We start from the raw sequence: 24,785 nt of genomic DNA, 5'->3' as shown, positions 1-24,785 counted from the left end.
ATCACCACTCAAGGCCCTGCGGGGGTAGATAACTGGCTTGTATCCCTCTTGACGTGCAGTCAGTGCGAAATTCAACCGACTCAATGACAGTTGACAGTTGACAGTTAACCGTTAACCGTTAACTAATGACCAATGACGGCCCGACGGCAGGACTCATGACTAATGACTAATGACTGATGACGGCAGGACTAATGTCGTGTGTGTGGATTGCCCAAAAGAGTGAACAAAAATGCGTTTATCTGCTGTATTGGTGGCAGTTTTTACTGTCTCAGCAACCTTCGGATTATCAAATTCGGCAAGTGGTCAAACATCCTACTCTGAATCAACAGAGGAAGCTTTGGCGACCCTTCCTTCCGCCCCGTCGATCGAATTACCCGATCGCCCCGTCCCAGAATTAACCCAAAATTCTCCTCAAAACCGCACAGCAGCTAACAGCAGCCCAGCGGCAGCCCTAAAAATAGCGGCGCCCCCTCGCAGAGGAGAAGACGATCGCGAACCCCCAAACCGAGTCACAGATCCGGCAAACCCGGTTTCGCCCGCCCAGGTGCAACTCCAACCCGAGATTGCATCCAATACCCTCGCCTCTAGCAGCCCAAATGCCCTGCCAGAGGCACAACTTGCCAGCCCTCTCCCCCCCTCGGAGACGGGTGTTTCGCCTGCCTGGGTTGCGGTAGAGCCTCGGAAACAGGACGAATCAGGGGCGATCGCCCAAGACCTCCAAGTTACCCCGACACAGACCCCAGACGCATCCGGGGCGATCGCCCAAAACGCCCAAATTACCCCCAGACCGGCCCCGACCAGACCGGCCCCGACCAGACCGGCCCCGACCAGACCGGCCCCGACCAGACCGCCCGGTAACACCGTTCCCCCATTGCCCTCTGGCCCAGGATCGCCGCAGCCGAGACCAACCCCCGCACCAGCCGGAGCGGCCGAACCGCAAGTGCTAGTTGCCGAAGTTACCGTTACCGGGGCGACGGGAGATCTCCAAAACGAGATTTATCGAGTCATCAGCACCCAAGCGGGACGCACGACTAACCGCGGCCAACTGCAACAAGACATCAACGCCATTTTTGCTACAGGCTTTTTCAGAAACGTGCGGGCAGTACCGGAAGACACCCCGTTGGGCGTCCGGGTGACTTTTATCGTGCAGCCAAATCCAGTGCTGCGGTTCGTCAAAATCACCGGCCAGCAAGTGCTGCCCCAAAGCGTAATTGACGACAGCTTCCGCGATCAGTACGGCAAAATTCTCAACCTCCGCCGCTTTGAGGAGGGAGTGAAAAAAATTAATGCGTGGTATCAAGAGAACGGCTATGTTTTGGGCCAAATCACTGATGCCCCGCAAGTAGCAGACGACGGCACTGTCACCCTGCAAGTGGCAGAAGGCCAGATCGAATCCGTTGATGTTCGATTCCTGAACAAGGAAGGAGAGGCAACGGATGCGACCGGTCAGCCGATCGGAGGCAACACCCGCCGCTATGTCATCACCCGCGAAGTACAACTCAAGCCCGGAGACATTTTTAACCGCACTAAGGCGGAAAGGGATTTGAGGCGAGTGTTTGGTTTGGGGATTTTTGAAGACGTGCGGCTTGCTTTGGAACCGGGAACGACTGACCCCCGCAAGGCAAGGGTAATTGTCAACGTCATTGAGAAAAATACCGGTTCTCTAGCTGCGGGTGCGGGTTTGAGCTCGGCGACGGGTTTGTTCGGTACGGTGAGTTACCAGCAGCAAAACTTGAACGGTAGGAACCAGAAATTGGGGGCTGAAGTACAAATCGGGGAACGCCAAACCCTGTTTGACTTGAGTTTTACTGACCCCTGGATTGCGGGCGATCCTTACCGAACTTCTTTCACGGCTAATATTTTTAGAAGACGATCGATCAGCGTGATTTTTGACGGCGGCGATCGGGAAGTCTATTTGCCAAATGGCGATCGACCCCGCATCGTCCGCACCGGCGGTGGCATCAATTTTACCCGTCCCCTGTCGCGCAATCCTTTTGCAGATTCTGAGTGGACTGCTTCAGTCGGCTTGCAGTACCAGCGAGTCTCAATTACCGATCGCAAAGGCAGGCGCGAAGCCGAAGACGAACTCGGCAACCAATTAAGTTTGAGCAATTCCGGCTCCGACGACTTGACAACCATCCAAGCAGGTGCTGTGCGCGATCGACGCAACGACCCACTCCGCCCCACCAGCGGTTCCCTGCTCAGATTTGGGATGGAGCAATCGATTCCTGTAGGTTCCGGCAGCATCCTGCTCAACCGTCTGCGCGCCAGCTACAGCTTTTATCTACCAGTCAAGTACACAAACTTTACCCCCGGCCCTCAAACCCTCGCATTTAGTTTGAAAGCCGGCACCGTATTCGGAGATTTGCCTCCCTACGAAGCTTTTGCCTTGGGCGGCGCCAACTCTGTGCGCGGATACAACGAAGGCGACCTCGGAGCCGGCCGCAGCTTCCTAGAAGGCAGCGTGGAGTACCGTTTCCCGATTATTTCGTTTATCGGCGGAGCGCTATTTTTGGATGCAGGCACCGACTTGGGCACGGGCAAAGATGTCCCCGGCGACCCGGCTGGTGTTCGCAGAAAGCCCGGTAGCGGTTACGGTTACGGCCTCGGCGTGCGGATTCAATCTCCTTTAGGCCCGATCCGGATCGATTACGGTATCAACGACAGCGGCGACAATCAAATTCACTTTGGGATTGGCGAGCGATTTTAATTAATGAAGAGTCATTAGTCATTAGTCATTAGTCATTAGTCATTAGTCATTAGTCATTAGTCATTGGTCAGTAGTCATTAATGAAGAGTCATTAGTCATTAGTCATTAGACCTATTGCAAAAATCGGAAAACGCCCTGAAATCATCTGCGTTTATCGTCGGTTGCATCTGTCTGATATCTGCGGTTGAAGGATCGATCTTTCGACTTATGCAAGAGGTCTATTAATGAAGAGTCATTAGTTAGGAGTAATTGGTAATGGGTAATTGGTAATGGGTAATTAGCACGGTTAACTAACCCGCTACTAATGCCCAATGCTCTGTTTGCCCTGTTTGGCCTGTTTGACCAATGCCCTGTTTGGCCTCTTTGGCCGATGCCCTATGCCCCATGCCCCATGCCCCATGCCCCATGCCCCATTCCCCATGCCCCATGCCCCATGCCCCAAAGTACCTTAAAATCTGAATTTGAACTATCAGGAATTGGTTTGCACAGCGGCGAACAAACTCGCGTCCGAGTCTTGCCTGCTGCGGTTGGAGAAGGCCGCTATTTTGTCAGAATTGACTTGCCCGGTGCTCCGATAATTCCGGCAAAAATTGAGGCGGTTTGTCAGACGGCACTTTCTACTGAACTGGTGGGTGCCGCAGGTGCTCAAATTCGCACTGTAGAGCATTTATTAGGCGCTTTGGCGGGGATGGGAGCGGATAATGCTCGAATTGAGGTTGATGGGCCGGAAGTGCCGCTGCTGGACGGTTCAGCTCAAGTTTGGGTAGAGGCGATCGCCCATACTGGCCTAATTCCTCAAGAATCCCAGGAAGATCAAAGTCCCTCATTCGTCCTGACTGAGCCGATTTGGGTGCGTCACGGGGATGCTTTTGCTGCGGCCCTACCGTCGGCTCAAACTCGGTTTAGTTATGGAATTGATTTTGAGGAACACGCGATCGGCAATCAGTGGTACAGTTGGTCGCCAGAGGTAGAAAGTTTTGCTAGCGCGATCGCCCCAGCCCGCACTTTTGGACTTGCTCGCCAAGTTGACCAATTGCGACAAGCAGGTTTGATCAAAGGTGGTACCCTAGAGAACGCCCTAGTTTGCGATCGATCCGGCTGGCTCAACCCGCCCTTGAGATTTGCCAACGAACCAGTGCGGCATAAAATCCTAGACTTAGTAGGCGATCTCAGTCTGCTGGGAACTTTGCCAAAAGCTCATTACTTGGCTTACAAAGCCAGTCACAACCTGCACGTCCAACTTGGCTTAGCCCTGAACTCCCAAGCTGAGGCGGTACTACAGACAAGTTAGAACAGGTGCGAGCCTATTCACAGTTACAATTCACAAACCTAGACGCGATCCGTCGCGTTTTTACCACACTCAAAAGTTTTCAAGCAATGTCCACCCTGACTGAAGTTAACACCCTCAACACTGCTAATGCCGAATCCGCTCCTATAGAAAACGGTCAGGATTCTCCAGCGGTCAAATCTACTTTTACTCTCGAAGAAATCCAGAAAATATTGCCTCACCGCTATCCTTTTGCACTGGTAGACAGAATTGTTGATTACGTGCCGGGAGTGCGGGCTGTAGGAATTAAAAATGTGACTTTCAACGAACCGCATTTTCAAGGGCATTTTCCCGGAAGACCGATTATGCCTGGAGTCTTAATTGTCGAAGCGATGGCTCAAGTTGGCGGTATGGTTCTCGGTCAGTTACCGGACATCGAGCAAGGATTGTGGATGTTTACCGGAATTGATAAAGTCAAGTTTCGCCGTCAAGTTGTACCGGGGGATCAGTTGTTGATGACTCTAGAATTGCTGTGGGTAAAACGCCGCCGTTTCGGAAAAATGCAGGCAATTGCAGAAGTGGACGGACAAAAAGTTTGTGAAGGAGAATTGACATTTTCGATGGTAGATTAAATTTGGGAATGGGGCATGGGGAATGGGGAATGGGGCATAGGGCATGGGGCATGGGGCATGGGGCATGGCTAATAGCTAACAACTAATAACGGTTTGGCGAAGCAAAATTGCAAATTATCAATTATGAATTACCACTTACCTATTACCTATTACCATCTAAGTAAATCCACCTAATTAAACTGTGTAAAATACGGGTTGCTAAAAAGCTTGCTCTGTATATCTTCTTCCCAATTCCCAATTCCCAATTCCCAATTCCCAATTCCCAATTCCCAATTCCCAATTCCCAATTCCCAATTCCCAATTCCCGATTCCTTCTTCCTTCTTCCTTCTTCCTTCTTCTTAAAAACTGACAAATGCTTACTTTGATTCACCCAACTGCTGTGATTCATCCCCGCGCCGAACTGCACCCGACTGTAGAAGTGGGCGCTTATGCTGTAATTGGGGAAAGAGTGAAAATCGGGCCGGAGACTAAGATTGGCGCTCATGCAATTATCGACGGGCTAACAGAAATAGGTGCTCGCAATCAAATTTTCCCTGGTGCGGCAATTGGTTTGGAACCTCAAGATTTGAAATATGAGGGTTCTCTGACTAGGGTAACAATTGGCGACAACAATGTGATTCGGGAATACGTGACAATTAACCGCGCTACTGGAGCGGGGGAAAGCACCACGCTCGGCAATAATAATATGTTGATGGCTTACGTTCATGTGGGTCACAATTGCGATATTGCCGATCGAGTAATCATCGCCAACGCTGTAGCCCTAGCCGGACACGTCAAAATTGAGTCCCAAGCCAGACTCAGCGGGGTTTTGGGCGTGCACCAGTTTGTCCACATCGGCCGCTTGTCGATGATCGGTGGCTTGAGCAGGATCGATCGAGACGTGCCTCCTTATATGCTAGTCGAGGGGAATCCTTCGAGAGTGCGAGCTATCAACAAAATAGGCCTCGAACGCGCAGGTTTGACCCCAGAAGATTTGCTAGTCTTAAAGAAAACTTTTCGGATTTTATACCATTCTGGCTACACTCTCAATCAAGCTTTGGAACAGTTGGATTTATTGCCAGAAAACCCGCACTTGCTGCACTTGCGGAGATTTGTGCAGCAGTCTATAAGCAAAGGGCGCCGCGGTTTGATTCCTGGCAAAAAGTGAATGATTCTAAATTTGGGTTAGATAAAAGTCGGCGGTTGAAACCGCTACTATACAAACTATGTCCGCGACTCGACGGAGCTCGCCGAACACCGGACGCCGACTCAAGAAATCCAAGTCGGCGGTTGAAACCGCTACTATACAAACCATGTCCGCCGGACGCCGACTCAAGAAATCAAAGCGGTTGAAACCGCTACTATACAAACCATGTCCGCCGGACGCCGACTCAAGAATTAAGGGGTATTAAAGCCAAATTGGATATGACGTACAATTAAAGCTATTAACTAAGCGACTGTTGGGCTATGAATGTGTATACTTCAGTCAAATCTACATCCCCTGAAACAGAACAATATGGCTGCATCAGGTTCTCAGATGTTAGCTGGGAGCAATTTGAAGCGATAGAATCAGCGTTTAAAGATATTGGCGGTGTAAAATTTTTCTATCTCGATCGCATCCTGCAACTTATGACTGTCTCGCCGGAACATGAAATCATCAAAAAAACTCTCTGTATGCCGCTAGAGGCCTATATGAGAGCAAGCGGGATTCGATTTTATGGCAAGGGCGGGCCCACTCTGGGTAACAGAGAGTTGGGAGGTAGAAAAGAACCCGATGATTCCTAGGACATAGGAACCCAGAAAACAGTCCCAGATATTGCTATTGAAGTCGTAATTACTAGCGGGGGCACAGACACTCTAGAATTTTACCTTCATATTGGGCGTTCGGGAAGTTTGGTTTTGGCAAAATAACCAGTTATCTATCTACTGCTTGAGAAATGAAAATTACGAGCAAATTTCCCGGAGTACATTTCTCCCTGAACTCGATTGAGAATTACTGCTACGCTATGCTAATATGCCAGATATATATGATGCTGTGACTGAATTACTAGAACAAATCTCGCCTGTTTAAACTCAGAATATGAAAATTTTTATCAGCACTGGTGAGGTTTCGGGCGATTTGCAAGGGGCGTTGTTAGTTGCAGCCTTAAAACGTCACGCTGTCGCCGCTGGTTTGGAGTTAGAAATAACCGCATTGGGTGGCCCTCGCATGGCCCAAGCTGGTGCTACTATTTTAGGCGATACTGTGGGTATTGGTTCTATGGGCATTATAGAATCAGTGCCCTATATTTGGCCAACGATCCAAGTTCAGCAAAAAGCTAAACAATATCTAAAAAAGTTCCGTCCAGATGCGGTTGTATTGATTGATTATTTGACTCCTAATCTCGGTATTGGTAGCTATATCCGCCGCTGTTTGCCGGATTTGCCTGTGGTTTGGTACATCGCACCTCAAGAATGGGTTTGCTCGATTTCTCCTCGCAATACTGAATTGATTGTCAAGATTGCCGATCGCATTTTGGCAATTTTCCCCGAGGAAGCTAGTTATTATCAGAAAAAAGGAGCTCATGTGAGTTGGGTTGGTCATCCTTTGGTGGATAGAATGCAATCTGCGCCCAGTCGGGAAGTTGCCCGCAAAACTTTGGGAATTGAGCCGGAACAGGTGTCAGTCGCCTTAATTCCCGCTTCTAGAAAGCAAGAACTCAAGTACCTGATGCCGGTTATATTTGAGGCGGCTCGAATTATTCAAGCTAAATTGCCGCAAGTTCATTTCTGGATTCCACTTTCTCAAGCAGCTTTCCGCAGCAAAATCGAGGAAGCGATCGAGAATTACGGTTTGCGGGCTACTTTGTTGGAAAATCAAAATCTGGAAATCTTGGCTGCTGCCGACTTTGCGATCGCGAAATCTGGTACTGTTAATTTGGAATTAGCTTTGCTCGACGTTCCGCAAGTTGTTGCCTACCGCGTCAGTCGGATTACGGCGATTATTGCTCGCCACATCCTGAAATTGTCGATTCCTTTTATCTCTCCGCCGAATTTGGTGGAAATGAAGCCGATCGTCCCAGAGTTGCTGCAAGACGACGCCACGGCGGAAAATATCGTGAATCACGCACTGGAATTGCTGCAAAATGCCGCTCGGCGCCAGCAAACTTTGGCGGGCTATCGGGAAATGCGCGAAAGTGTGGGAGATGTGGGCGTGTGCGATCGCGCGGCTGCGGAAATAATGAAAAATGTTAAATTAAATACAGCTTCTTAAAGCAAATTTAGTATTGAAATGTTATGCTAAGCTATCGGAAAAAGCGACCGATCGCTGTTGATTTATTTGCAGGCGCAGGCGGCATGACGCTGGGATTTGAACAAGCAGGTTTTGATGTGCTTGCCTCAGTCGAAATTGACCCAATTCACTGCGCCACACACGAGTTTAATTTCCCGCTGTGTTCTATATTGTGCAAAGATGTCGCAGAACTCACGGGAGCGGAAATTAGGAAAAAATCTGCGATCGGGCGGCGCGAGATCGACGTAGTAATCAGCGGTTCGCCCTGTCAAGGATTCTCGCTGATGGGGAAGCGCGATGTAGACGACCCGCGAAATTCTTTAATATTTCACTTTCAGCGCTTAGTTTTGGAGCTAAAACCCAAGTTTTTTGTCATGGAAAATGTGCCGGGAATTGTGGCCGGCCCACACAAAGAACTGCTGAATCTTTTAATTAGCTCTTTTCTGGAAGCAGGCTATCAAGTAGAAGAAAACTATCAAGTTCTCAACGCCGCTCATTACGGAGTGCCGCAAGCTCGCAAACGATTGTTTCTGATTGGTTGCAAAAAAGGCTACGATCTGCCGAAATACCCTCAGCCAACTACTTTTCTGCCGAAAAAGAAACTTGCCAAACGCTATAAAAAAGTTAATTTACCTGCTGTCCCGACAGTTTGGGATGCGATTGGAGATTTGCCAGAAGTGGAAAACTACAGCGAGTTGATGTACCGAGATTGGGTAATGGCGGAGTACGGAGATTGCAGGAATGATTACGCAAGTATCATGCGCGGGATCGACGATTTTGATGATGATTATTCCTACAATCGCCAGTACGATCGACAAATCCTCTCTTCTAGCCGGCGCACCAAACATTCTGTCGAATGTATGGAAAGATTTGCAGCAGCAGCCTACGGCGAAAAAGAGCCAATCAGCCGTTTTTACAAGCTGCACCCCGAGGGAGTTTGCAACACTCTCAGAGCTGGAACCGACAGGGCGAGGGGCGCTTATACTTCGCCAAGACCAATTCACCCGATCGCCCCTCGGTGCATTACAGTCAGAGAAGCTGCGCGGCTGCATTCCTATCCTGACTGGTTTAGATTTCACGTCACAAAATGGCACGGTTTTCGCCAAGTCGGAAATTCTGTACCGCCGCTATTGGCGAAAGCTGTAGCTGCGCAGATTATTAGCGCTTTGGGCGTGAAACCAATTAAGCCGAGTTTCAAGCTTCCAAGTGGAGATGATTCATTGCTTAAACTGAATGGGTCGGAAGCAGAACAATATTATGCTTTGAATCCACGCTTTGAATCCACGCTTTGAATCCACGCGAGCGAGACGCTCGCACTGCACTGGGAAAATCCTTATTCCGATGCAAATAGAAACGATATCATATCCTGCAAGCGAGCCTTTACCACACGCGAGCCTCGATCGAGTGCGAGCGGGGACGCTCGCGAGCCTTTACCACACGCGAGGCTCGATCGATCAATCAATATTACCTATTCCCAATTTAGAATTAAAAATCAACTTCCAATCTTCTTTTCAACAAATAAGCAGCCATTTGTCCCTTACCTTTGACACTAATTAAACCTCGTTTTTCAAACTCATACTTGTCTTCTATGAGCAAATAAGTTGCTTCCGTAATCTGAATTCCATCTGGGATACCGTGAGATTCCATTCGGGAAGCGGTATTTACCGTATCGCCCCACAAATCGTAAATAAACTTTTTTGTACCGATGATTCCGGCTACGACTGGCCCGGAATGAATGCCGATGCGGATGCTGAGACTGATGCCGAGCTTTTCTCTGTATGTGCTGATGGCTTCTTGCATATCTAGCGCCATTTCGGCGATCGCATCTCCGTGATCTGCTCTCGGATTTGGCAACCCCGCCACTACCATATAAGAGTCGCCAATTGTCTTAATTTTTTCTAAACCGTGCTTTTCGGCGAGATCGTCGAACTTGGAAAATATATCGTTGAGTAAATGTACTAATTTTTTGGGCGATATTGATGCCGACAACTGGGTGAAGCCAACAATATCCGCAAACATGACACTAACTGCTGCAAATTCGTCGGCGATTACACCTTGTTCTTTTTTTAATCTTTCGGCGATCGCCTCTGGCAATATATTTAGTAGTAACTCCTGGGATTTTTTTTGTTCTATCTCTAATTTTTGTAAATAATCCTGCATGGTTTTATAAGCTAGATTCCTTTCCAACAGGTGCATATAAGCTTTGGAGTGGTAGCGGATTCTAGCTATGAGTTCGACGGGATTGGGCAATTTCACCAAATAATCGTTAGCACCCAAGGAAAATGCTTGCGCTTTGAGTTCGGCCTCTTCTTTACTGGAGAGGACAATCATCGGAATGTCTCGCGTCAGCGAATTCGCTCGAAAAAAGCGCAGCAACTGCAATCCATCTATTTCTGGCATTACTAAATCTTGGAGGATTACTGTTGGCTTCACCTCTAATGCTTTATGAATTGCTTGAGCCGGATCGTTACAGTAATAAAATTTAATATCTTTTTCACTAGCAAGCATTCGGCGCACCGCTTCGCCGATCATTTCCTGATCGTCAATCAGTAAAACTGTCACAGTGTATTCGGTCAAGCTAGATAATTTTTGGCTTTCTGAATTTAAGGGTAAATTTAAGTCAATAGAGTGGCGGCTGCTCTCCAAGTTGATGTTACTGACAATGGCTCTATCTTTGGCGGTAACTGGGTTTTTTCCATTGTTTCCCCGCTCCTCAAACTTCAACGTTACCACGTTGCCGTTGAATTCTGGGATTTCTCGTTGATTTACTGCATAAGTGCGATCGAATTCAATAGCCTGAGAGTGAGTTAAGTTCATAACTTGATCGGGCAACGGCCATTGTCTGGAGAGGATAAAAACTTTTACTTGAAAATTTGGTAAATATCAGTCACGACTCCGGTGTTATTTAAGTACGCTTACCAGGTGATAATACCAGGTTGGCAAAATGTTACCGGCTCATTTTTGCAAAATCTTTACACAGCCTAGCACGCTTGATATGAATGGCAAGGGCTACGATCGCCAATTTTTGGGTCAGCAGCTTCTGGGCTGCGTGTATTTGCCCAGTGCCCGCACCGCAGAAATCCGCGAAACTACGGACTTCTGCAAGATACAAGCACGATCGACAAACTCCCAAAACACCACCCCATAGATAGATGATCCTCAACGAGGGTCTCGCACGTCACCGGCCATTGTGCTTAAGAGCTTAAGCTATATGGCCCAAACCTCTCTCCTAATTTCTACACTAAATATTTGATGCAGGCTGGGGCGATCGCCTCCACTGGCAAAACCTGCACAGCCGCATTCAACTCAGCAGCCGCTTTCGGCATCCCGTAAACTACAGAGGTAGCGCGGTCTTGGGCGATCGTGTGCCAGCCTGCCGAGCGCAAAACTTTGAGTCCTTTAGCGCCGTCTTTGCCCATACCGGTTAACAGCACTGCCACCCCTTTGCCCGGCCAGTATTGGGCGACACTCTGAAAAAAAGTGTCTACTGAAGGGCGGTAAGGATAGTCTAAAGGTTCCTTCGTATACTTAAGTGTTAAGTTTGATTGTAATACTAAGTGGTCGTTAGTGGCGGCAATTACCACCTTACCGACTTCCAAAGGTCGATCGGCAACTGCGACACTCACCGACAAATTCGTTTTCTGACTCAGCCATTCTGCCAAACCAGGAGCAAACTCAGCATCTACGTGTTGGACGATCGCCACAGCCGCCGATAAATTTGCCGGTAAAGCCGACAGCAGAGTTGCCAAAGCTTGGGGCCCGCCAGTCGAAGAGCCGATCGCCAACAGCGGCGGAGTCAGGCATTTAGGAGTGGCGCTGTTAAATATCGAAGTCGAGTTACTTTTGCCAATCAATCTAGCGATTTTAGAAATAGTTTTTAATAACTCCACACCGCCGCTTTGGGAATTGCCCATCAACCCCAAAATCGGCGTATTAATAGCATCCAAAGCTCCATATCCCATAGCTTCAAAAACCCTGCCGGCATTACCTGTTACCGAAGATGTCACCAACAGAATCGCGCAGGGAGATTGCTTCATGATCAGGCGCGTCGCCTCAACACCATCCATCACCGGCATGATCAAATCCATCAAAATCAAATCCGGGGTATTGCGGGCGCACTTGGATACCGCATCGGCCCCGTCGCCAGCTATCCAAGCAATTTCATATTCCGGTACTGTCACCAAAACTCGGCGCAAGGCTTCAGCAGCAATCAGCGTGTCGTTGACGATCGCTATTTTCATGTTGAAATTGGTCATATTTGATTAATTTTAGGTTGCGGGTAGTTACCGGAGTCGGCTGATACAGTTTTTTAGGCTGCGGCATTTTCTTTAAAACAAAACTTGTAGGGTGCATCAGCAAACAGCTTCTCAATTAGCGATCGAATTACGCAGGATGACGCACCCTACTACTTTTACCCGAGTTTCGACCCCCCTCGCATCCCCCTGATAGTCGGGGGACGAAAGAGTGCGAACGGTTCCCCCGCAACGATTCGGGGGGCGCCGGGGGGATCGAAAGCCTAATCGTCTGACGACCGTCTGGGAATACGTTTCAGCTTAATTTTACACGATGAATGGCTCTCGCGCCATGTCCAAAGCTGTATTTCATCGGATTAAAAACTGCAATCAAATAGCACAGGCTGACGCACCATACTACTATTTTATACCACATTTTGGTGGCCTTATTTTTGATTTATAAAATCATACCCATAGTTTTTATTCAAGCCTCGCCGATTAAATCAACAACCGCATTTAATAGCGTATCGTCGTGAAAACTGCTTTTAGTTAAATAATAATCCGCTCCCACTTCCAAACCTCTAATTCTATCTTCCTCCCGGTCTTTGTAAGAAACAATAATTACCGGAATCGACTTTAAACCCGAATGATTTTTAATTTGACTGACCAGCTCAATTCCCGTCATGCGCGGCATATCAACATCGCTAATTACCAAATCAAAATCCCCCGTGCGCAGGGCATTCCAACCGTCCATACCATTAACAGCTATTTCTACTTGATATCCTTGATTTTCTAAAAGTTTTCGCTCTACTTCTCTGACTGTAATCGAATCATCTACTACCAAAACTCGCTTGCGATTTGTTAATTCAGAAGTTTGTGCATTTTGACTAACTTTCTGCAACCGAGTTTCAGTCAGCAGTTTATCAGTCGATCGCACCAAATCTTCAACATCGATAATCAGCACCGGCGAACCGTCTTCCATAAAAGCGGCGGCGCTGATATCCGCTACCTTACCCAAACGCGGATCTAAAGGCCTCACAACTAAATCCCGTTCGCCCAGAAACTTATCTACAGCTAAACCGTAACTGCTAGAGCGATCGCTCACAATGATCACCGGCAGCAAATCCAACTTCTCAGGCGGCGCAGGTAACTGCAACACTTGATAAGCCGTCACCAAACCAATGTTTTGGTTGTCCAGACTAAAATACTGTCGGTTTTCCGCGATCGCAATTTCAGCAGAGTCAACCATCACAATGCGATCGATCCGAGTCAGCGGAAAAGCATAAGGTTCCCCCGAAATTTCCACCAACAGCGTGCGAATTACCGACAGAGTTAGCGGCAACTGCAAATGAAAACTCATACCTTTTCCCGGGACAGAAGCCGCCCGCAGAATGCCACCAACCTCCTGCACCATGCTCTGCACAATATCCAAACCCACACCGCGCCCGGAAATTTCCGTCACTTGACTAGCAGTAGAAAAACCCGGCAAAAACAGAAAATCCATCAGTTCCGGTTCAGTCAATTTCGCCGCCATTTCCGCACTTACCATACCTTTAGTCACAATTTTTTCGCGCAGTTTTTCCGGTTCTATTCCCGAACCATCATCCGAGACAGTAATTGACAGCATTCCGCCCCGGTGTGCAGCTTCCAGCCGGATCGTACCTTCAGCAGATTTCCCCGCAGCTAAACGCGCGTCCGGCATTTCAAGCCCGTGGTCAAGAGCGTTGCGCAAAATGTGCGTTAGCGGTGCTTCTAATTTTTCTAAAATATCTCGATCTACCTGAGTAGATTTACCAATAACTTCAAATTTTACTTGCTTACCCAACTGTCTAGCTAAATCTCTCAGCATTCGCGGAAAAGCTGAAACGCCGTCAGCAAACGGTCGCATATTGCTCGCAATAACTTCTCGGTACAACCGATCGGACAAATTAGCAGAACGGCGGGCAAAAAGTTCTAGTTCGTTTAGGCGATCGGACAAAATGTGGCGGCAATCGTTAGCTTTTTTGCGAGCACTCCCCAGATAATCTTCCGAGCGCTGATCCAGGACAGAATCGCTTAAAGATTCCTGCAATTTCTCCAACAAACTATACAATTGCCCTTGGTTTGCTCTCAGTTTCAACAATGAATCAGCAAACGGTTGCAGCCATTTTGCTTCTACTAAAGATTCGCCCGCCAAACCCATAATCCGGTTTAAATTTTCCGCATTCACTCGCACTACGCGGTCAGCAGTTTTAGGCTTTTGAGCGTTTTCCCTGAGATTGGAACTTGAAGGTCGTCCGGGAGCAAGTTGAGTCGCTCGTTGCTCTACAGTTACTGCTGTAAAATTAGCAGTTTGGGGAAAATTACCGCCATTTTTTGTTAGTTCGGTAGCATTTATTTTAGGTGGTTTTTGCGAATTCTGCGTGGCTTTGGAACTCGTTTCTATTGCAGGATTTTGTGACGAAACAGCGGTTAAAATTGCTGCTTTCTGACTTTTAAATGATTCCGAAATTAGACTTATATCTGCTACAATAATATCTATTTCTCCATCTTGTTCTGCCAGCCAATTTTCGAGGTCTATCGCAGGAATGTCCTGCATATTTACCAGGACATTTATTCCGGCAACCAGACTATCAATTTGACTGGTATTTAAGCTAGCTTTGTGCTTCTGAAGTGCCACAAATGTATCTTCTATCGCCTTGGCAAGTTTGACAACTTCATTGAACTGAACTATTCTAGCAGCACCTTTAATTAAATGAGCGGATTTGACAAGGGATTCCAAGTCTAAGTATTCAGTGGGGTTATTTTTGAGCGATAGTAAAGTTTGGTTTAAGAGTATTGATTGGGCTTCTACTTCTCCCGAAAATAAAGCTAACATGGGCAAATCGGTTTTTACCAGCCGAGTTGCTGGAGTTTCTACCTGCTGCAATTCTGGCAATATTTCTGGAGTAATATCAGAATTTAATTGTGGATATTCTGTTGTTTCTGTGGTAAAATTAAGATGAAGTAGCGGTATTGATTCCAGCGGAGTTTCGCTCTCAAAAATCGCCTCTGGTTCTATTGTTTCTGCTTCATATGGGCTGCCCAAATCTAATTGTTCGTTGTTGATAATTGCTAAGATGGCAGTTTCTAAGCTTTCAATTTGCGATCGATTAACCGGGAGCCAATTTTCGATCTCGGTTTCGGGAATTTGGCTGATTTGGGCCAAAAGGTCGATCGCCCGCAGCATCACATCAATCTTATCAGGTGAGTCTAGCGCGATCGTCCCAGACTGAGCCGCCACAAAGCAATCCTCCATCACATGAGCGATTCGCACAGCAGCATCCAGTCCCACAATCCGCGCCGCGCCCTTAAGCGAGTGAGCCGCCCGCATCAAAGATTCCAATTCAGCAGGAGAATTCGGGTTATTTTCCAATACCAAAATATTCTCATTTAATATTGCTACTTGGGTGTCCGCCTCCATGCGAAATAAATCCATCATGGAGAAATTACTCAGATCTTGATTGCTCATTTTTATTAATCCTTAATTTATTTCAACCGGCGTCCGGCGGGTTTTGTGTGTGTAGGCGCGAATTCCATTCGCCCGGTCTTCTTCAACCGGCGTCCGGCGGGTTTCGCCTGTGTAGACGCGAATTCCATTCGCCCGATTCCATTCGCCAGATTTTCTGTGTGTAAAAACGAATTACATTCGCCAGGTTTTGCATCAGATAATCTTCTTATTTAACGTATAAAATAGCAAATCATCATCCAGATAACAAACACTTTGCCCCTGCCAATTGATCATCCCTTTAGTATAAGTTTCTGGCACTTTAGAAACAGTAGCCGGAACATTTCTGATTTGTTCCGGGAGAATGCGGTGAATGCCGTAAATTTCATCCACTCCAAACACCCAGCGGCTGCCTTCTCTTTCAACAACTACCATCCTCTCGTAAACAACAGGACTAATATTTTGTCGGCTAGCATCTGCTGCTTCCAATCCCAAAAGTGCTTTTAGCGAAATGCACAACTGGATTTCGCCACGAATATTCACCAAACCGATAAGTATATGATTGCTGCGGTGTGGCACAGTGTGGATAACAGATATCTGCGTCACTTCTTTAAACAACGCCGCCGGTAAAGCCAACCATTCGCCGTTAAGCCTAAAAATACCTACAGATACAGTACCCGCAGCCGTGACAGCGTTAGTTACTCCTTGACTCGATCGCAGTAAATTAGTCCACTCTTCGAGATATCCTGCCGGCAATTCCTGTTCCAGCAGACTCCGGCCCGCATCGGAATAGACAGGACAGTTGCGACAGTGAATAAATGTTTTTAATTGAGGACAAGTGCGATCGCCCCCAACTCCGATCCGATTCCAGCAATCATCAGTCATTCGATTTTAGATTCTAGATTTGAGATTTGAGATTTTAGGGTGTGCACTGCGCACCAGTTGAGCTAACTAACCATAGCGTGCGTCACGGGGGCATTGGTGTCAACAACCAGCCTGGAACCCTTTGTATCTCTCGTTTACCACCTCTTAGAAGATCCCCCTCGCATCCCCCTGATAGTCGGGGGACGCAAGAAAATACTCCTGTCCCCCCCGACTATCCGGGGGGCTAGGGTGATCTGGCCTCAGCGGTAAACAGCAGTCTATGAGTACGTTTGACGTGTTTGTTGACACCAATGGTAGTCGTCACATTCAGCCCTCGACAGCACCATACAATAACTATTGTACAAAAAAATAGATTTTAGACTGAGCCTCCCCAAACCTGTTATTCTTCTAAAAAACCGAATCGATCGGGAGCAGACCTATTTACTTTAAAAACGCTAACATTTCGTGGCGTAAACCGAGTGTAGCATCATTAACTTGCCCGATCGCCCCATTGATATCCCGCAGCGCCGACGCAGTTTGCGAAGAAGCCTCACTCAACTGCACCATAGCCTCACTAATTTGCTGAGCACCCTGAGACTGCGCGTCCATCCCCTCATTCACCTCCTCAAAACGCGGAGTTAAAGCCTCCACCCTCTGGATGATCGACTCCAACTGCAAACTAATAGTTTGCACATCTTCCACGCCCCGGCGCACCTCATTAGTAAACTTATCCATTTCCATCACACCAACTCCCACAGCAGACTGCATTTCTTTAACCATATTTTCAATATCCAAAGTAGCCACCGCAGTTTGATCTGCCAGTCGGCGAATTTCCCGAGCCACCACCGCAAAACCCAACCCATACTCACCCGCCTTTTCCGCTTCAATAGCCGCGTTTAGCGAAAGCAAATTAGTTTGATCTGCCACCTTCGTAATCGTCGTGATAATACTGTTAATATTATTAGCCTTTTCGCTAATAACTCCCAACTTACCAGAGATAGCACTGGTAGAATCGGCCAATCTATTCATCGTTGATGCCATGCGGTTAATTTCTTGTTTCCCGCCGCCAGCCGATTGAGCAGCTTGGTGCGACATCTCTGAAACTTCATCCATTGTCCTCGCCAGTTGCATAGAAGTAGCAGCAATTTCTTTAGCAGTAGCTACTACTTCATTAGTCGAGGCAACTTGTTGGTTCATTGTCGCTTCTAATTCCTTGCCAGAAGCAGCAATTTGGTTGGTAGAACCGCTAATTCTGATGCCGGACATATCTATTTGATTTTCGAGAGTTTGGGAAACCGCGCCCGTGAGGAACACTCCAAACAGTCCCGCCGTTAGCGGCCCCAGTATCATGCCCAAAATTACCCAGAACGTGGTTTGAGTAATATCGTTTTTAGACTCCTGTTTAGCTATTTGTGCCGTATTTTCATTGATTTTGAGGTCTTCCAAAATTAATTTAGTAGCTGCTTCAAACGAGGGTCGATTCGCTTTGGCGCGATCGCTCAATTGATTGTAAAACGCGCCAGCCCTTCTAGCAGCATCCAGATCGGGCGACTTGGTATTACCTTGGTTTGTCAGTTCAATCTGCCTTTTAAATGGGTTGAAAATTCCCAAACTCTCAAATTTATTATTTAAATCTAAAAAAGCTTCGTGATTTTTCTTCCAGATCTCCCATTTTGCCTGCAATTCTTTGTACACCTTGTCTTCCTCCGCAGTCCGGGGCGCGGCGTCGTACTCTTTGAAACCGTCATCAATCTGCTCCCAAGCTTTCTTAATTCTCGTTAATTCAGCTCTCCTTTCCTCGGGACTGAGTTCCATATCCAGCAAGGCCCGTTCCGACGACTCAATTTGCGTTTGTCCTTCATTAACTTTCCACAATCCACTAATACTCGGCAGGCTATTATTAGCTAGCGTATTAATATGTCCGCCGAGCCGATAATTGCCACTCCAACCGATAGAAGCCACTGCTAAAACTATCATCGCTAGAAATATAAATGCTGCCTTCAGCCGCTGTTTGAAACTGATATTTTTAAACATTTTCTACATCCATATTGCTTACTTTAAACCGAGAGATTTCTTGACGCAGACCTTGAGATGCCTCATTTAATTGACAGATAGCACCGTTAATTTCGCGCAAAGCGCCCGCCGTTTGCGACGAGGATTGACTCAGATATACCATCACCTCGCTAATTTGCTGAGCGCCTTCCGATTGAGCCTCCATACCCTGATTTACCACTGAAAAACGCGGAGTGATAGCTTGCACCTGCTCGATAATTTCAGTCAGTTGCCAGCTCACACTTTCCACATCCTCAACGCTTTCATTTACTTCTTCAGTAAACTTATTCATTTCCGTCAACCCAGTCGAAACTGCTGCCTGCATTTCTTTGACCATTTTTTCAATATCCAAAGTAGCAACAGCAGTTTGATCGGCGAGGCGCCGAATTTGTCGGGCAACGACAGCAAAACCCATACCATATTTTCCCGCTTTTTCCGCTTCGATCGCAGCATTCAAAGAAAGTAAATTAGTTTGGTCGGCCACTTTAGTTATCGTAATAATAATTTGGTTAATCTTGTGAGCTTTTTCGCTGATATTGGTAAGTTGGCTAGAAATAGAACTCGTGGCAGTTGCTAAGTCCCGCATAGTATTTTCCATCTGGCTTAAATTACGCCGCCCGCGCTCGGCCGCTATGGTTGTAGTTTGGAATGTAGAAGTAATTTCCTCCATAGTTTGCTTCAGTTGCCGAGAAGTAGCAGCAATCTCTTTTGTAGTAACTTCCACATCTATAATCGAAGCTACTTGTTCGGTAAAAGTCGCTTCTATTTGCTTGCCATAGGTGGCAATTTCATAAGAAGAAGCAGTCACTTGAATGCCGGAATTTTGCACTTGCCTGATTAAGGAATTTAGGCTTTGAGTCATGCTTTGGAATCCCGCGAGCAGTTGACCCAATTCCCCCTGATAATTTGCTGAAATATTGGCAGTTAAATTGCCCGCAGACACCTCTTCTGCTACTTTTACTGCTATTCCCAAAGATTCGGCGATGTTCCGGATAATTACCCAAGAAATTAATGCACCAACTCCCACAATCATCAAAGTGCTAGCCGCAGCAAAGTAACTTGAAAAAATCTCAGCTTCCCCCGCTAATTTCTTCCTATCATCCAAGAATTGATTTTCGGTTTCCTTAATTTCTGTAATTTTTCGCCTCAGCTTTGCCGTAATTTCCAGTCCCGTTCCAGCACTTACTATTTTTTCTACCTCCTGTTCTAGACCTGATTTTCTCATTTGAATAGTTTTTTCTAAATAATCTATTTTTTCTCTAATCAGGGTTTCCAGTTCGCCGAGTTTTTCTTGCTGTTTTGGGTTTCTAATATTCTCTTTCAACTCTGCTAGTTGCACGTTAATGCTGGCATTTGCTTCATTGTATGGGTCTAAAAACTTATTTTTTCCCGTGTACAGATAACCGCGCTGACCAGTCTCAGCTTCCACCAGCAGGATATCCAATTCTGCCAATTCTTGCAACAGTTTATAGCTCAAAGTAACGTTATCTAAAGACTTAACCAAAGTCTTGTTAGTGTGCTGTGCTACAAAATTTGCTATAAATATTAACATAAAAATTGTGCCAAATCCCCTCCAGAAAATTTGTTGAATAGTTAATTTTTTCTGCATCTAATTTACATCTCCCTTGCCCGCTAGTAATAACCGATCCGATTTGACATTTAACATTGTTCGATACTGACTAATATTGGGGTAGGAGTAAGTGTCAACTGACTTTGAATCGCGAAATTTCCTGCCGCATCCCTTGAGCTGCTTCGTTTAATTGCGCTATTGAACTATTAATTTCGCGCAAAGCATCAGCAGTTTGGTGGGAAGTTTCTGCCAACTGCGCCATCGTTTCGCTAATTTGGTGAGCTCCTTCCGATTGAGCTTCCATACCTCGATTTACCGAATCGAAGCGGGGAGTGAGAGATTGTACTTGCTCAATAATCTGGGCTAATTGCACGCCGATGTTGCGAATATCTTCCATCGCCCGGCTGACTTCATGGGAGAATTTATCCATTTCCATGACCCCACTAGAAACGGCTGACTGCATCTCTTTAACCATGTTTTCAATATCTAAGGTGGCAACGGCTGTTTGGTCGGCGAGGCGGCGAATTTCTCTGGCTACAACTGCAAAACCCATGCCGTATTCTCCGGCTTTTTCTGCTTCGATCGCCGCATTTAAGGAAAGTAAATTAGTTTGGTCTGCTACTTTAGTTATCGTCGTCACAATGCTGTTGATGTTATGAGCTTTATCGCTAATAATTCCGAGTTTATTCGAGATAGAAATGGTAGCATTTCCCAACTGTTTCATCGTATTTTCCATGCGACCTAACTCTTTTTGACCGGTGCCAGCTTCCCGAGCGGTAGATTCTGACATCTGGGAAACTTCATCCATAGTTTTTACGAGTTTCCCGGCGGTGGTGGCGATTTCTTTGGCAGTAGCTACAACTTCGTTTGTGGAGGCTGCTTGTTGGTTGACTGTGGCTTCTAATTGTTTGCCAGAAGCAGCAATTTGGGTGGCTGATGAAGTGATTTGAATTCCCGATGTTTGCACTTGCTTGATTAATGCCGCCAAACCCAGATTCATGCTGCGGAAGGAGTTCTGCAATTTGCTAATTTCGTCTTTGGTGTCGCTGACATGAACTTCTCCTGTCAAATCGCCGATCGACATTTTCTCTGCTACATCCACAACTCCGGCAATTTTAGCCCCTAACGGTTTGGCGATCGTATTGCTAAAGTACAGTCCAAACAGTACAGCAGTTAAAGGGCCCAGCAGCGTGCCTAAAAGCACCCAGAACCGAGTTTGAGTGATATCCTCTGCGGCTAATTTTGCCGAATCTGCTGCTAATTTGCGATTGTAGTTCAGGAGTTCCAGCATTCCCTCTGTCGCAGCTTGAAACGTAGTTAATTTCTCATTCACAGCTTTTTCGTTCATTCTGTTAAGCACCTCAACTGCTGATGCAGCAGTTGCTAGTTCGGGTGATTTACTTTTACCCTGTTTGAGCAAATCAATTTGGATTTGGCGGGGGTTGACAAGGCCAGCTTTTTCATATTTTTTGTGAATTTCTTGGAATTGTTTGTGAGCATCAGTCCACCTTTGCCACAGCGGTTTAAATTGTTGATAAAGTTTGTCTTCATCCTCGTCGCGCGGGATTTTTTCGTACTCTTTAAAACCTCGATCTATCTGATTCCAAGCATTATTTATTCTGGCGATTTCTCGGCGTCTTTGGTCAGCATTGATTGCTTCGTTGAGCAGCATTCGATCGGAAGACTGTACCTGTGTTTGTCCTTCGTTGATTTTCCACAAAGCCACGGTGCTCGGATAAGCATTGTTGGCGAGGGACTCCAGGTGTGCCGATAGCCGAAAATTGCCACTCGCGCCGACTAAAGCCACAACAAGGACGATCGCCCCCATGAACACAAATGCAGCGATCATGCGTCTTTGCAAAGTCATATGCTTAAAAATGTTGTTCATGCTTAGGTTCTCAGTTATTACTTATTAGGCTATTTTTCCATTCTCTGAATGCGCTGGCGGACGATCGCAGCACCGGTAATATCTCCTCGCTCTTCCTTGAGCAAAGCTAGGTGAATTAGTCCTTCATAGTGATCCGGTTTGAGGTAAGTTGCTTTTTGGAAAGATTGCTCAGCTTGTTGGCGATCGCCCGTTGCTTGGTAAATTTGGCCCAATAAAACGTAAGCGTCAGCATTCGTGCGATTTTGACTGAGGTAAGTTTCGCACAGTTTGGCCGCTTCCTGCAATTGTCCGCGATCGGCCAAACGGCGCGCTGCGTCTAAATCGGGGCTGGCAGACTTAGCAGCCTCTGCTGCCGGGGCGATCGCCCGAATTGGCAAAATCCCCGAAGTCTCGCCCTCTCTCGGATATTTTCGATGGGAAGTAGAGGATTGACTGTTAACACTCGGCAACTTGTCAGTGCCGATATTTTCCCTATTTTCTGAGTGTTTCGACTCCCGAACCAGCGGCGAATAATTGATATTAGTCTGCTCTTTCTTAACTTGCACTTGCGGGCTGTCTGGAATATCTGTTTTGCGGTAAGCAAATGCTAGGGAATGACGCACCGAAACAAATTGAGCAGGGAGTTTATGCCCGCTTTCCGAGTGACCTAAAAACAATATTCCTGTTGTTTTCAACAATCGATTTAAAAGTTGCACAGTCTGAGTTCTGCCTGCCTCATCAAAGTAAATTAACACGTTGCGGCAAAAAATTACATCGTAAGGATTTTTGTTAACTAAAAAATAGCTATCTAGAATATTACCCTGGAGAAAATTAACTTTCCCTCTCACCAACTCGTTCAACTGATAAAGGTCTCCGGCCAGCCCAGTAAAATAGCGCTCGCGAAAATCCAAGTTTTTGGATCGGAAAGAGTTTTTGCCATAAACTCCGCGAGCCGCTTTTTTGAGAGCAACTTTGCTGATGTCTGCTGCATCGATGCTGAAGTTGATCGGATTTAAACCAGCTTCCAGTAGGGCGATCGCGATCGAGTAAGGTTCCTCCCCCGTCGAACAAGGAAGGCTCAACAGGCGCAGGGTTTTGCCGGGATTTTGCGGCAACCATTCCGAAACCGCGTAACGGCTCAAAAAAACAAAAGGTTCGCGATCGCGAAAAAACCAAGTTTCCGGTATCACTACAGTTTCGATTAATTCTTCCAATTCAGGAGGCGATGTTTGCAATTTTGTCAAGTAAATACTGATATCTGTTAAACCGCAATCTTCCATTCGACGATTGACGGCTCTAGTAATTGTATTAGAACCAACAGTCAGGGCATCTAAACCAATTTTTTGTCTGAGTAGAGCTTCAATTGCTACTTGTGTCATTGATTTTAGCTCGTAGATTTGCGTTGATTCAGTTGACAGTTGACAGTTGACAGTTGACAGTTGGCAGTTGAGAGTTGACAGTTGACAGTTGACAGTTGGCAGTTGACAGCTAGCTTTCCCTAATGCGTTAATATCGTAGTTATCAACTTTCGGACGTACTCACAATTACCAATTCCCAATTCCCAATTCCCAATTCCCAATTCCCAATTCCCAATTCCCAATTCCCAATTCCCAATTCCCCATTCCCCATTCCCCATTCCCCATTCCCAATGACTACTGACTAAATCTCAGTCTTCCTGCTGGGGAAGTAGATAAGTTTTTTGGGATTCAGGCAGCAGATGTTCTACCCTGACAAATTGAATCATACCGCGATCGTCTGCAATCATTTCTCCCAAATAAGGAGTGCTGTCAATCTTAATCCCGGGACTAACGAATTCAGTTTCCGGTTTGTCGAGAGTTTCTGTCACCCTTTCCGCCATCAGTCCTAAAATTACCGGGCCGCGCAAACTGTCGCCGTTCCCCTCCGAAGTATAGGGAAACTGGCAATTTACTAAGACAATGCGCGTGCTCAAGTAAGCGCGGGCGGCCGTCCCCTGTAGCATTTGGCACAAATCGATCACCGGGACGAGATGTCCCCGGTAGTTAAACAAACCGGAAATGTATTCCGGCGCGCTGTGCAGTTTTTTCAAGGTGACAGTGGGAACTACTTCGACTACGCGCCTGCTATCCAAGGCGTAGCGATCGTCCCCGACATAAAAAAGTAACATCAACATAGGGATACCTGTAGAGATTTCAGATTTTGCAAGTCTGGCGTAACAACATTTTGAGAACTTTCGCTGAGTTTTGCAACAATTAGGAGTCTTTTGGAATTCTAGAGCTATCTTGGACAAAGTGTATTTTCTGGAGACTCAACTTCTATGGGTTGGTTTAAAAGACTGTTCGGACTCGAAAAGCCTGAAGATCAGGCTCAACCGATGGCAGAAGTAGTACAGCAAGCAGCCGAAGCACAATCCATTGCTCCTGCTAAAGTCGGCCCAGACGGAAATTTTGACGAAAGCGGCCTGGCGAAGCGGGTGGCTTTGGCTTTTGACGGCGATTCAGAAGTTGCTGATATCGATACTGTTTGGGTTGCTCAGCTCAGCGGCACGGTTGTTCTCAAGGGTCAAGTTCCCAGTCAGGAAGTTCTCGACAAGTTGGTGGCGATCGCCTCTGCTGAAGAGGGCGCCACAGACGTGCAAACCGACGAAGTGACAGTCGGGTAATTCCTCGGATCTCGATCCGTTTGGCTCTGAGTACGATCGAATTAGTCAAAGCTCGATTAAACCCGCTGCGGCGGGTTTTTTCCTGCCCTCTCCCGCTCAAAACATTAATTTTTGTAAATAAACGCATTTCAATTAAAAAACAGTATAATTGAATACAGAAACTTAAATAGTTTTAGCAGTCAAAAGCAAATGTGACCGAACCAGGCCCAAAAGCAGGTACAAGTCCCCAACAC

General features: G+C 46.7%; 20 protein-coding genes. 9 read left to right on the top strand and 11 right to left on the bottom strand.

Annotated features, from left to right (window positions below; translation table 11 throughout):
• Positions 1 to 229 precede the first annotated feature (229 nt).
• On the top strand, positions 230 to 2,710 hold the full coding sequence (locus QUB64_RS02755; RefSeq protein ID WP_333266257.1) for a BamA/TamA family outer membrane protein: 2,481 nt from the start codon (positions 230 to 232) through the stop codon (positions 2,708 to 2,710).
• Positions 2,711 to 3,000: 290 nt separating this feature from the next.
• On the opposite strand, the gene QUB64_RS02750 is transcribed toward QUB64_RS02755, so the two are convergent.
• Positions 3,001 to 3,138 carry a hypothetical protein gene (locus QUB64_RS02750; protein ID WP_333266255.1) on the bottom strand — a complete coding sequence of 46 codons (138 nt, stop codon included), beginning with the start codon at positions 3,136 to 3,138 and terminating at the stop codon, positions 3,001 to 3,003.
• Positions 3,139 to 3,143: 5 nt separating this feature from the next.
• Here QUB64_RS02750 and lpxC point away from each other — a divergent pair, with 5 nt between their 5' ends.
• The gene (gene lpxC / locus QUB64_RS02745; RefSeq protein ID WP_333266253.1) at positions 3,144 to 4,001 is read left to right on the top strand and encodes a UDP-3-O-acyl-N-acetylglucosamine deacetylase; all 858 of its coding nucleotides are present in this window, start codon (positions 3,144 to 3,146) and stop codon (positions 3,999 to 4,001) included.
• 86 nt (positions 4,002 to 4,087) lie between these two features.
• A complete protein-coding gene (gene fabZ / locus QUB64_RS02740; protein WP_333266402.1) occupies positions 4,088 to 4,609 on the top strand; it encodes a 3-hydroxyacyl-ACP dehydratase FabZ in 522 nt (173 codons plus the stop codon).
• Positions 4,610 to 4,779: 170 nt separating this feature from the next.
• On the opposite strand, the gene QUB64_RS02735 is transcribed toward fabZ, so the two are convergent.
• Positions 4,780 to 4,962: a hypothetical protein gene (locus QUB64_RS02735; RefSeq protein WP_333266250.1), complete on the bottom strand. Its 183-nt coding sequence runs from the start codon at positions 4,960 to 4,962 to the stop codon at positions 4,780 to 4,782.
• Here QUB64_RS02735 and lpxA point away from each other — a divergent pair, their 5' ends adjacent.
• The 4 genes from lpxA to QUB64_RS02715 all read left to right on the top strand — a co-directional run bounded on the left by lpxA (position 4,963) and on the right by QUB64_RS02715 (position 9,152).
• Positions 4,963 to 5,757 carry an acyl-ACP--UDP-N-acetylglucosamine O-acyltransferase gene (gene lpxA / locus QUB64_RS02730; RefSeq protein WP_333266248.1) on the top strand — a complete coding sequence of 265 codons (795 nt, stop codon included), beginning with the start codon at positions 4,963 to 4,965 and terminating at the stop codon, positions 5,755 to 5,757.
• A gap of 299 nt (positions 5,758 to 6,056) precedes the next feature.
• On the top strand, positions 6,057 to 6,374 hold the full coding sequence (locus QUB64_RS02725; RefSeq protein ID WP_333266247.1) for a hypothetical protein: 318 nt from the start codon (positions 6,057 to 6,059) through the stop codon (positions 6,372 to 6,374).
• A 295-nt stretch (positions 6,375 to 6,669) separates the two neighbouring features.
• On the top strand, positions 6,670 to 7,842 hold the full coding sequence (lpxB, locus tag QUB64_RS02720) for a lipid-A-disaccharide synthase (RefSeq protein WP_333266244.1): 1,173 nt from the start codon (positions 6,670 to 6,672) through the stop codon (positions 7,840 to 7,842).
• A 23-nt stretch (positions 7,843 to 7,865) separates the two neighbouring features.
• A complete protein-coding gene (locus QUB64_RS02715; RefSeq protein WP_333266242.1) occupies positions 7,866 to 9,152 on the top strand; it encodes a DNA cytosine methyltransferase in 1,287 nt (428 codons plus the stop codon).
• A gap of 193 nt (positions 9,153 to 9,345) precedes the next feature.
• Here QUB64_RS02715 and QUB64_RS02710 read toward each other — a convergent pair whose 3' ends face one another.
• On the bottom strand, positions 9,346 to 10,677 hold the full coding sequence (locus QUB64_RS02710) for an adenylate/guanylate cyclase domain-containing protein (protein WP_333266240.1): 1,332 nt from the start codon (positions 10,675 to 10,677) through the stop codon (positions 9,346 to 9,348).
• Between the two features lie 127 nt (positions 10,678 to 10,804).
• On the opposite strand from QUB64_RS02710, the gene QUB64_RS02705 reads away from it, so the two are divergent.
• Positions 10,805 to 11,008 (top strand): hypothetical protein, encoded by a 204-nt coding sequence (locus QUB64_RS02705; RefSeq protein ID WP_333266238.1) that lies wholly within the window; start codon positions 10,805 to 10,807, stop codon positions 11,006 to 11,008.
• Between the two features lie 88 nt (positions 11,009 to 11,096).
• Here QUB64_RS02705 and QUB64_RS02700 read toward each other — a convergent pair whose 3' ends face one another.
• The 8 genes from QUB64_RS02700 to QUB64_RS02665 all read right to left on the bottom strand — a co-directional run bounded on the left by QUB64_RS02700 (position 11,097) and on the right by QUB64_RS02665 (position 24,063).
• The gene (locus tag QUB64_RS02700; protein ID WP_333266236.1) at positions 11,097 to 12,116 is read right to left on the bottom strand and encodes a chemotaxis response regulator protein-glutamate methylesterase; all 1,020 of its coding nucleotides are present in this window, start codon (positions 12,114 to 12,116) and stop codon (positions 11,097 to 11,099) included.
• Between the two features lie 460 nt (positions 12,117 to 12,576).
• Complete coding sequence (locus QUB64_RS02695) at positions 12,577 to 15,582, bottom strand: hybrid sensor histidine kinase/response regulator (protein WP_333266234.1); 3,006 nt, start codon at positions 15,580 to 15,582, stop codon at positions 12,577 to 12,579.
• Positions 15,583 to 15,774: 192 nt separating this feature from the next.
• A complete protein-coding gene (locus QUB64_RS02690; RefSeq protein ID WP_333266233.1) occupies positions 15,775 to 16,443 on the bottom strand; it encodes a chemotaxis protein CheW in 669 nt (222 codons plus the stop codon).
• 420 nt (positions 16,444 to 16,863) lie between these two features.
• On the bottom strand, positions 16,864 to 18,456 hold the full coding sequence (locus tag QUB64_RS02685; protein WP_333266231.1) for a HAMP domain-containing methyl-accepting chemotaxis protein: 1,593 nt from the start codon (positions 18,454 to 18,456) through the stop codon (positions 16,864 to 16,866).
• Entirely contained in the window at positions 18,449 to 20,083 is a 1,635-nt protein-coding gene (locus QUB64_RS02680; protein ID WP_333266229.1) for a methyl-accepting chemotaxis protein, read from the bottom strand. The genes QUB64_RS02685 and QUB64_RS02680 overlap by 8 nt, the downstream gene beginning before the upstream one ends.
• Before the next feature lie 94 nt (positions 20,084 to 20,177).
• Positions 20,178 to 21,932 carry a methyl-accepting chemotaxis protein gene (locus QUB64_RS02675; RefSeq protein WP_333266227.1) on the bottom strand — a complete coding sequence of 585 codons (1,755 nt, stop codon included), beginning with the start codon at positions 21,930 to 21,932 and terminating at the stop codon, positions 20,178 to 20,180.
• A gap of 29 nt (positions 21,933 to 21,961) precedes the next feature.
• On the bottom strand, positions 21,962 to 23,290 hold the full coding sequence (locus QUB64_RS02670) for a CheR family methyltransferase (RefSeq protein WP_333266224.1): 1,329 nt from the start codon (positions 23,288 to 23,290) through the stop codon (positions 21,962 to 21,964).
• A 287-nt stretch (positions 23,291 to 23,577) separates the two neighbouring features.
• Positions 23,578 to 24,063, bottom strand: coding sequence for a chemotaxis protein CheW (locus QUB64_RS02665; RefSeq protein ID WP_333266223.1), 486 nt, complete (start codon positions 24,061 to 24,063; stop codon positions 23,578 to 23,580).
• A 144-nt stretch (positions 24,064 to 24,207) separates the two neighbouring features.
• Here QUB64_RS02665 and QUB64_RS02660 point away from each other — a divergent pair, with 144 nt between their 5' ends.
• Entirely contained in the window at positions 24,208 to 24,552 is a 345-nt protein-coding gene (locus QUB64_RS02660) for a phospholipid-binding protein (RefSeq protein WP_333266221.1), read from the top strand.
• Positions 24,553 to 24,785 lie beyond the last annotated feature (233 nt).

Origin of the sequence: Microcoleus sp. Aus8_D2, from assembly GCF_036702665.1 — a bacterium.
Taxonomy (GTDB): Bacteria; Cyanobacteriota; Cyanobacteriia; order Cyanobacteriales; family Microcoleaceae; genus Microcoleus.
This window is presented reverse-complemented; position numbering and strand designations above follow the sequence as displayed.

Excerpts from the sequence above, each read along its gene's own strand:
- QUB64_RS02755 (WP_333266257.1), top strand. The coding sequence starts at position 230 with ATGCGTTTATCTGCTGTATTGGTGGCAGTTTTTACTGTCTCAGCAACC.
- QUB64_RS02750 (WP_333266255.1), bottom strand. The coding sequence starts at position 3,138 with ATGGGGCATGGGGAATGGGGCATGGGGCATGGGGCATGGGGCATGGGG.
- lpxC (WP_333266253.1), top strand. The coding sequence starts at position 3,144 with ATGCCCCAAAGTACCTTAAAATCTGAATTTGAACTATCAGGAATTGGT.
- fabZ (WP_333266402.1), top strand. The coding sequence starts at position 4,088 with ATGTCCACCCTGACTGAAGTTAACACCCTCAACACTGCTAATGCCGAA.
- lpxA (WP_333266248.1), top strand. The coding sequence starts at position 4,963 with ATGCTTACTTTGATTCACCCAACTGCTGTGATTCATCCCCGCGCCGAA.
- QUB64_RS02725 (WP_333266247.1), top strand. The coding sequence starts at position 6,057 with ATGAATGTGTATACTTCAGTCAAATCTACATCCCCTGAAACAGAACAA.
- lpxB (WP_333266244.1), top strand. The coding sequence starts at position 6,670 with ATGAAAATTTTTATCAGCACTGGTGAGGTTTCGGGCGATTTGCAAGGG.
- QUB64_RS02715 (WP_333266242.1), top strand. The coding sequence starts at position 7,866 with ATGCTAAGCTATCGGAAAAAGCGACCGATCGCTGTTGATTTATTTGCA.
- QUB64_RS02710 (WP_333266240.1), bottom strand. The coding sequence starts at position 10,677 with ATGAACTTAACTCACTCTCAGGCTATTGAATTCGATCGCACTTATGCA.
- QUB64_RS02705 (WP_333266238.1), top strand. The coding sequence starts at position 10,805 with ATGTTACCGGCTCATTTTTGCAAAATCTTTACACAGCCTAGCACGCTT.
- QUB64_RS02700 (WP_333266236.1), bottom strand. The coding sequence starts at position 12,116 with ATGACCAATTTCAACATGAAAATAGCGATCGTCAACGACACGCTGATT.
- QUB64_RS02695 (WP_333266234.1), bottom strand. The coding sequence starts at position 15,582 with ATGAGCAATCAAGATCTGAGTAATTTCTCCATGATGGATTTATTTCGC.
- QUB64_RS02690 (WP_333266233.1), bottom strand. The coding sequence starts at position 16,443 with ATGACTGATGATTGCTGGAATCGGATCGGAGTTGGGGGCGATCGCACT.
- QUB64_RS02685 (WP_333266231.1), bottom strand. The coding sequence starts at position 18,456 with ATGTTTAAAAATATCAGTTTCAAACAGCGGCTGAAGGCAGCATTTATA.
- QUB64_RS02680 (WP_333266229.1), bottom strand. The coding sequence starts at position 20,083 with ATGCAGAAAAAATTAACTATTCAACAAATTTTCTGGAGGGGATTTGGC.
- QUB64_RS02675 (WP_333266227.1), bottom strand. The coding sequence starts at position 21,932 with ATGAACAACATTTTTAAGCATATGACTTTGCAAAGACGCATGATCGCT.
- QUB64_RS02670 (WP_333266224.1), bottom strand. The coding sequence starts at position 23,290 with ATGACACAAGTAGCAATTGAAGCTCTACTCAGACAAAAAATTGGTTTA.
- QUB64_RS02665 (WP_333266223.1), bottom strand. The coding sequence starts at position 24,063 with ATGTTGATGTTACTTTTTTATGTCGGGGACGATCGCTACGCCTTGGAT.
- QUB64_RS02660 (WP_333266221.1), top strand. The coding sequence starts at position 24,208 with ATGGGTTGGTTTAAAAGACTGTTCGGACTCGAAAAGCCTGAAGATCAG.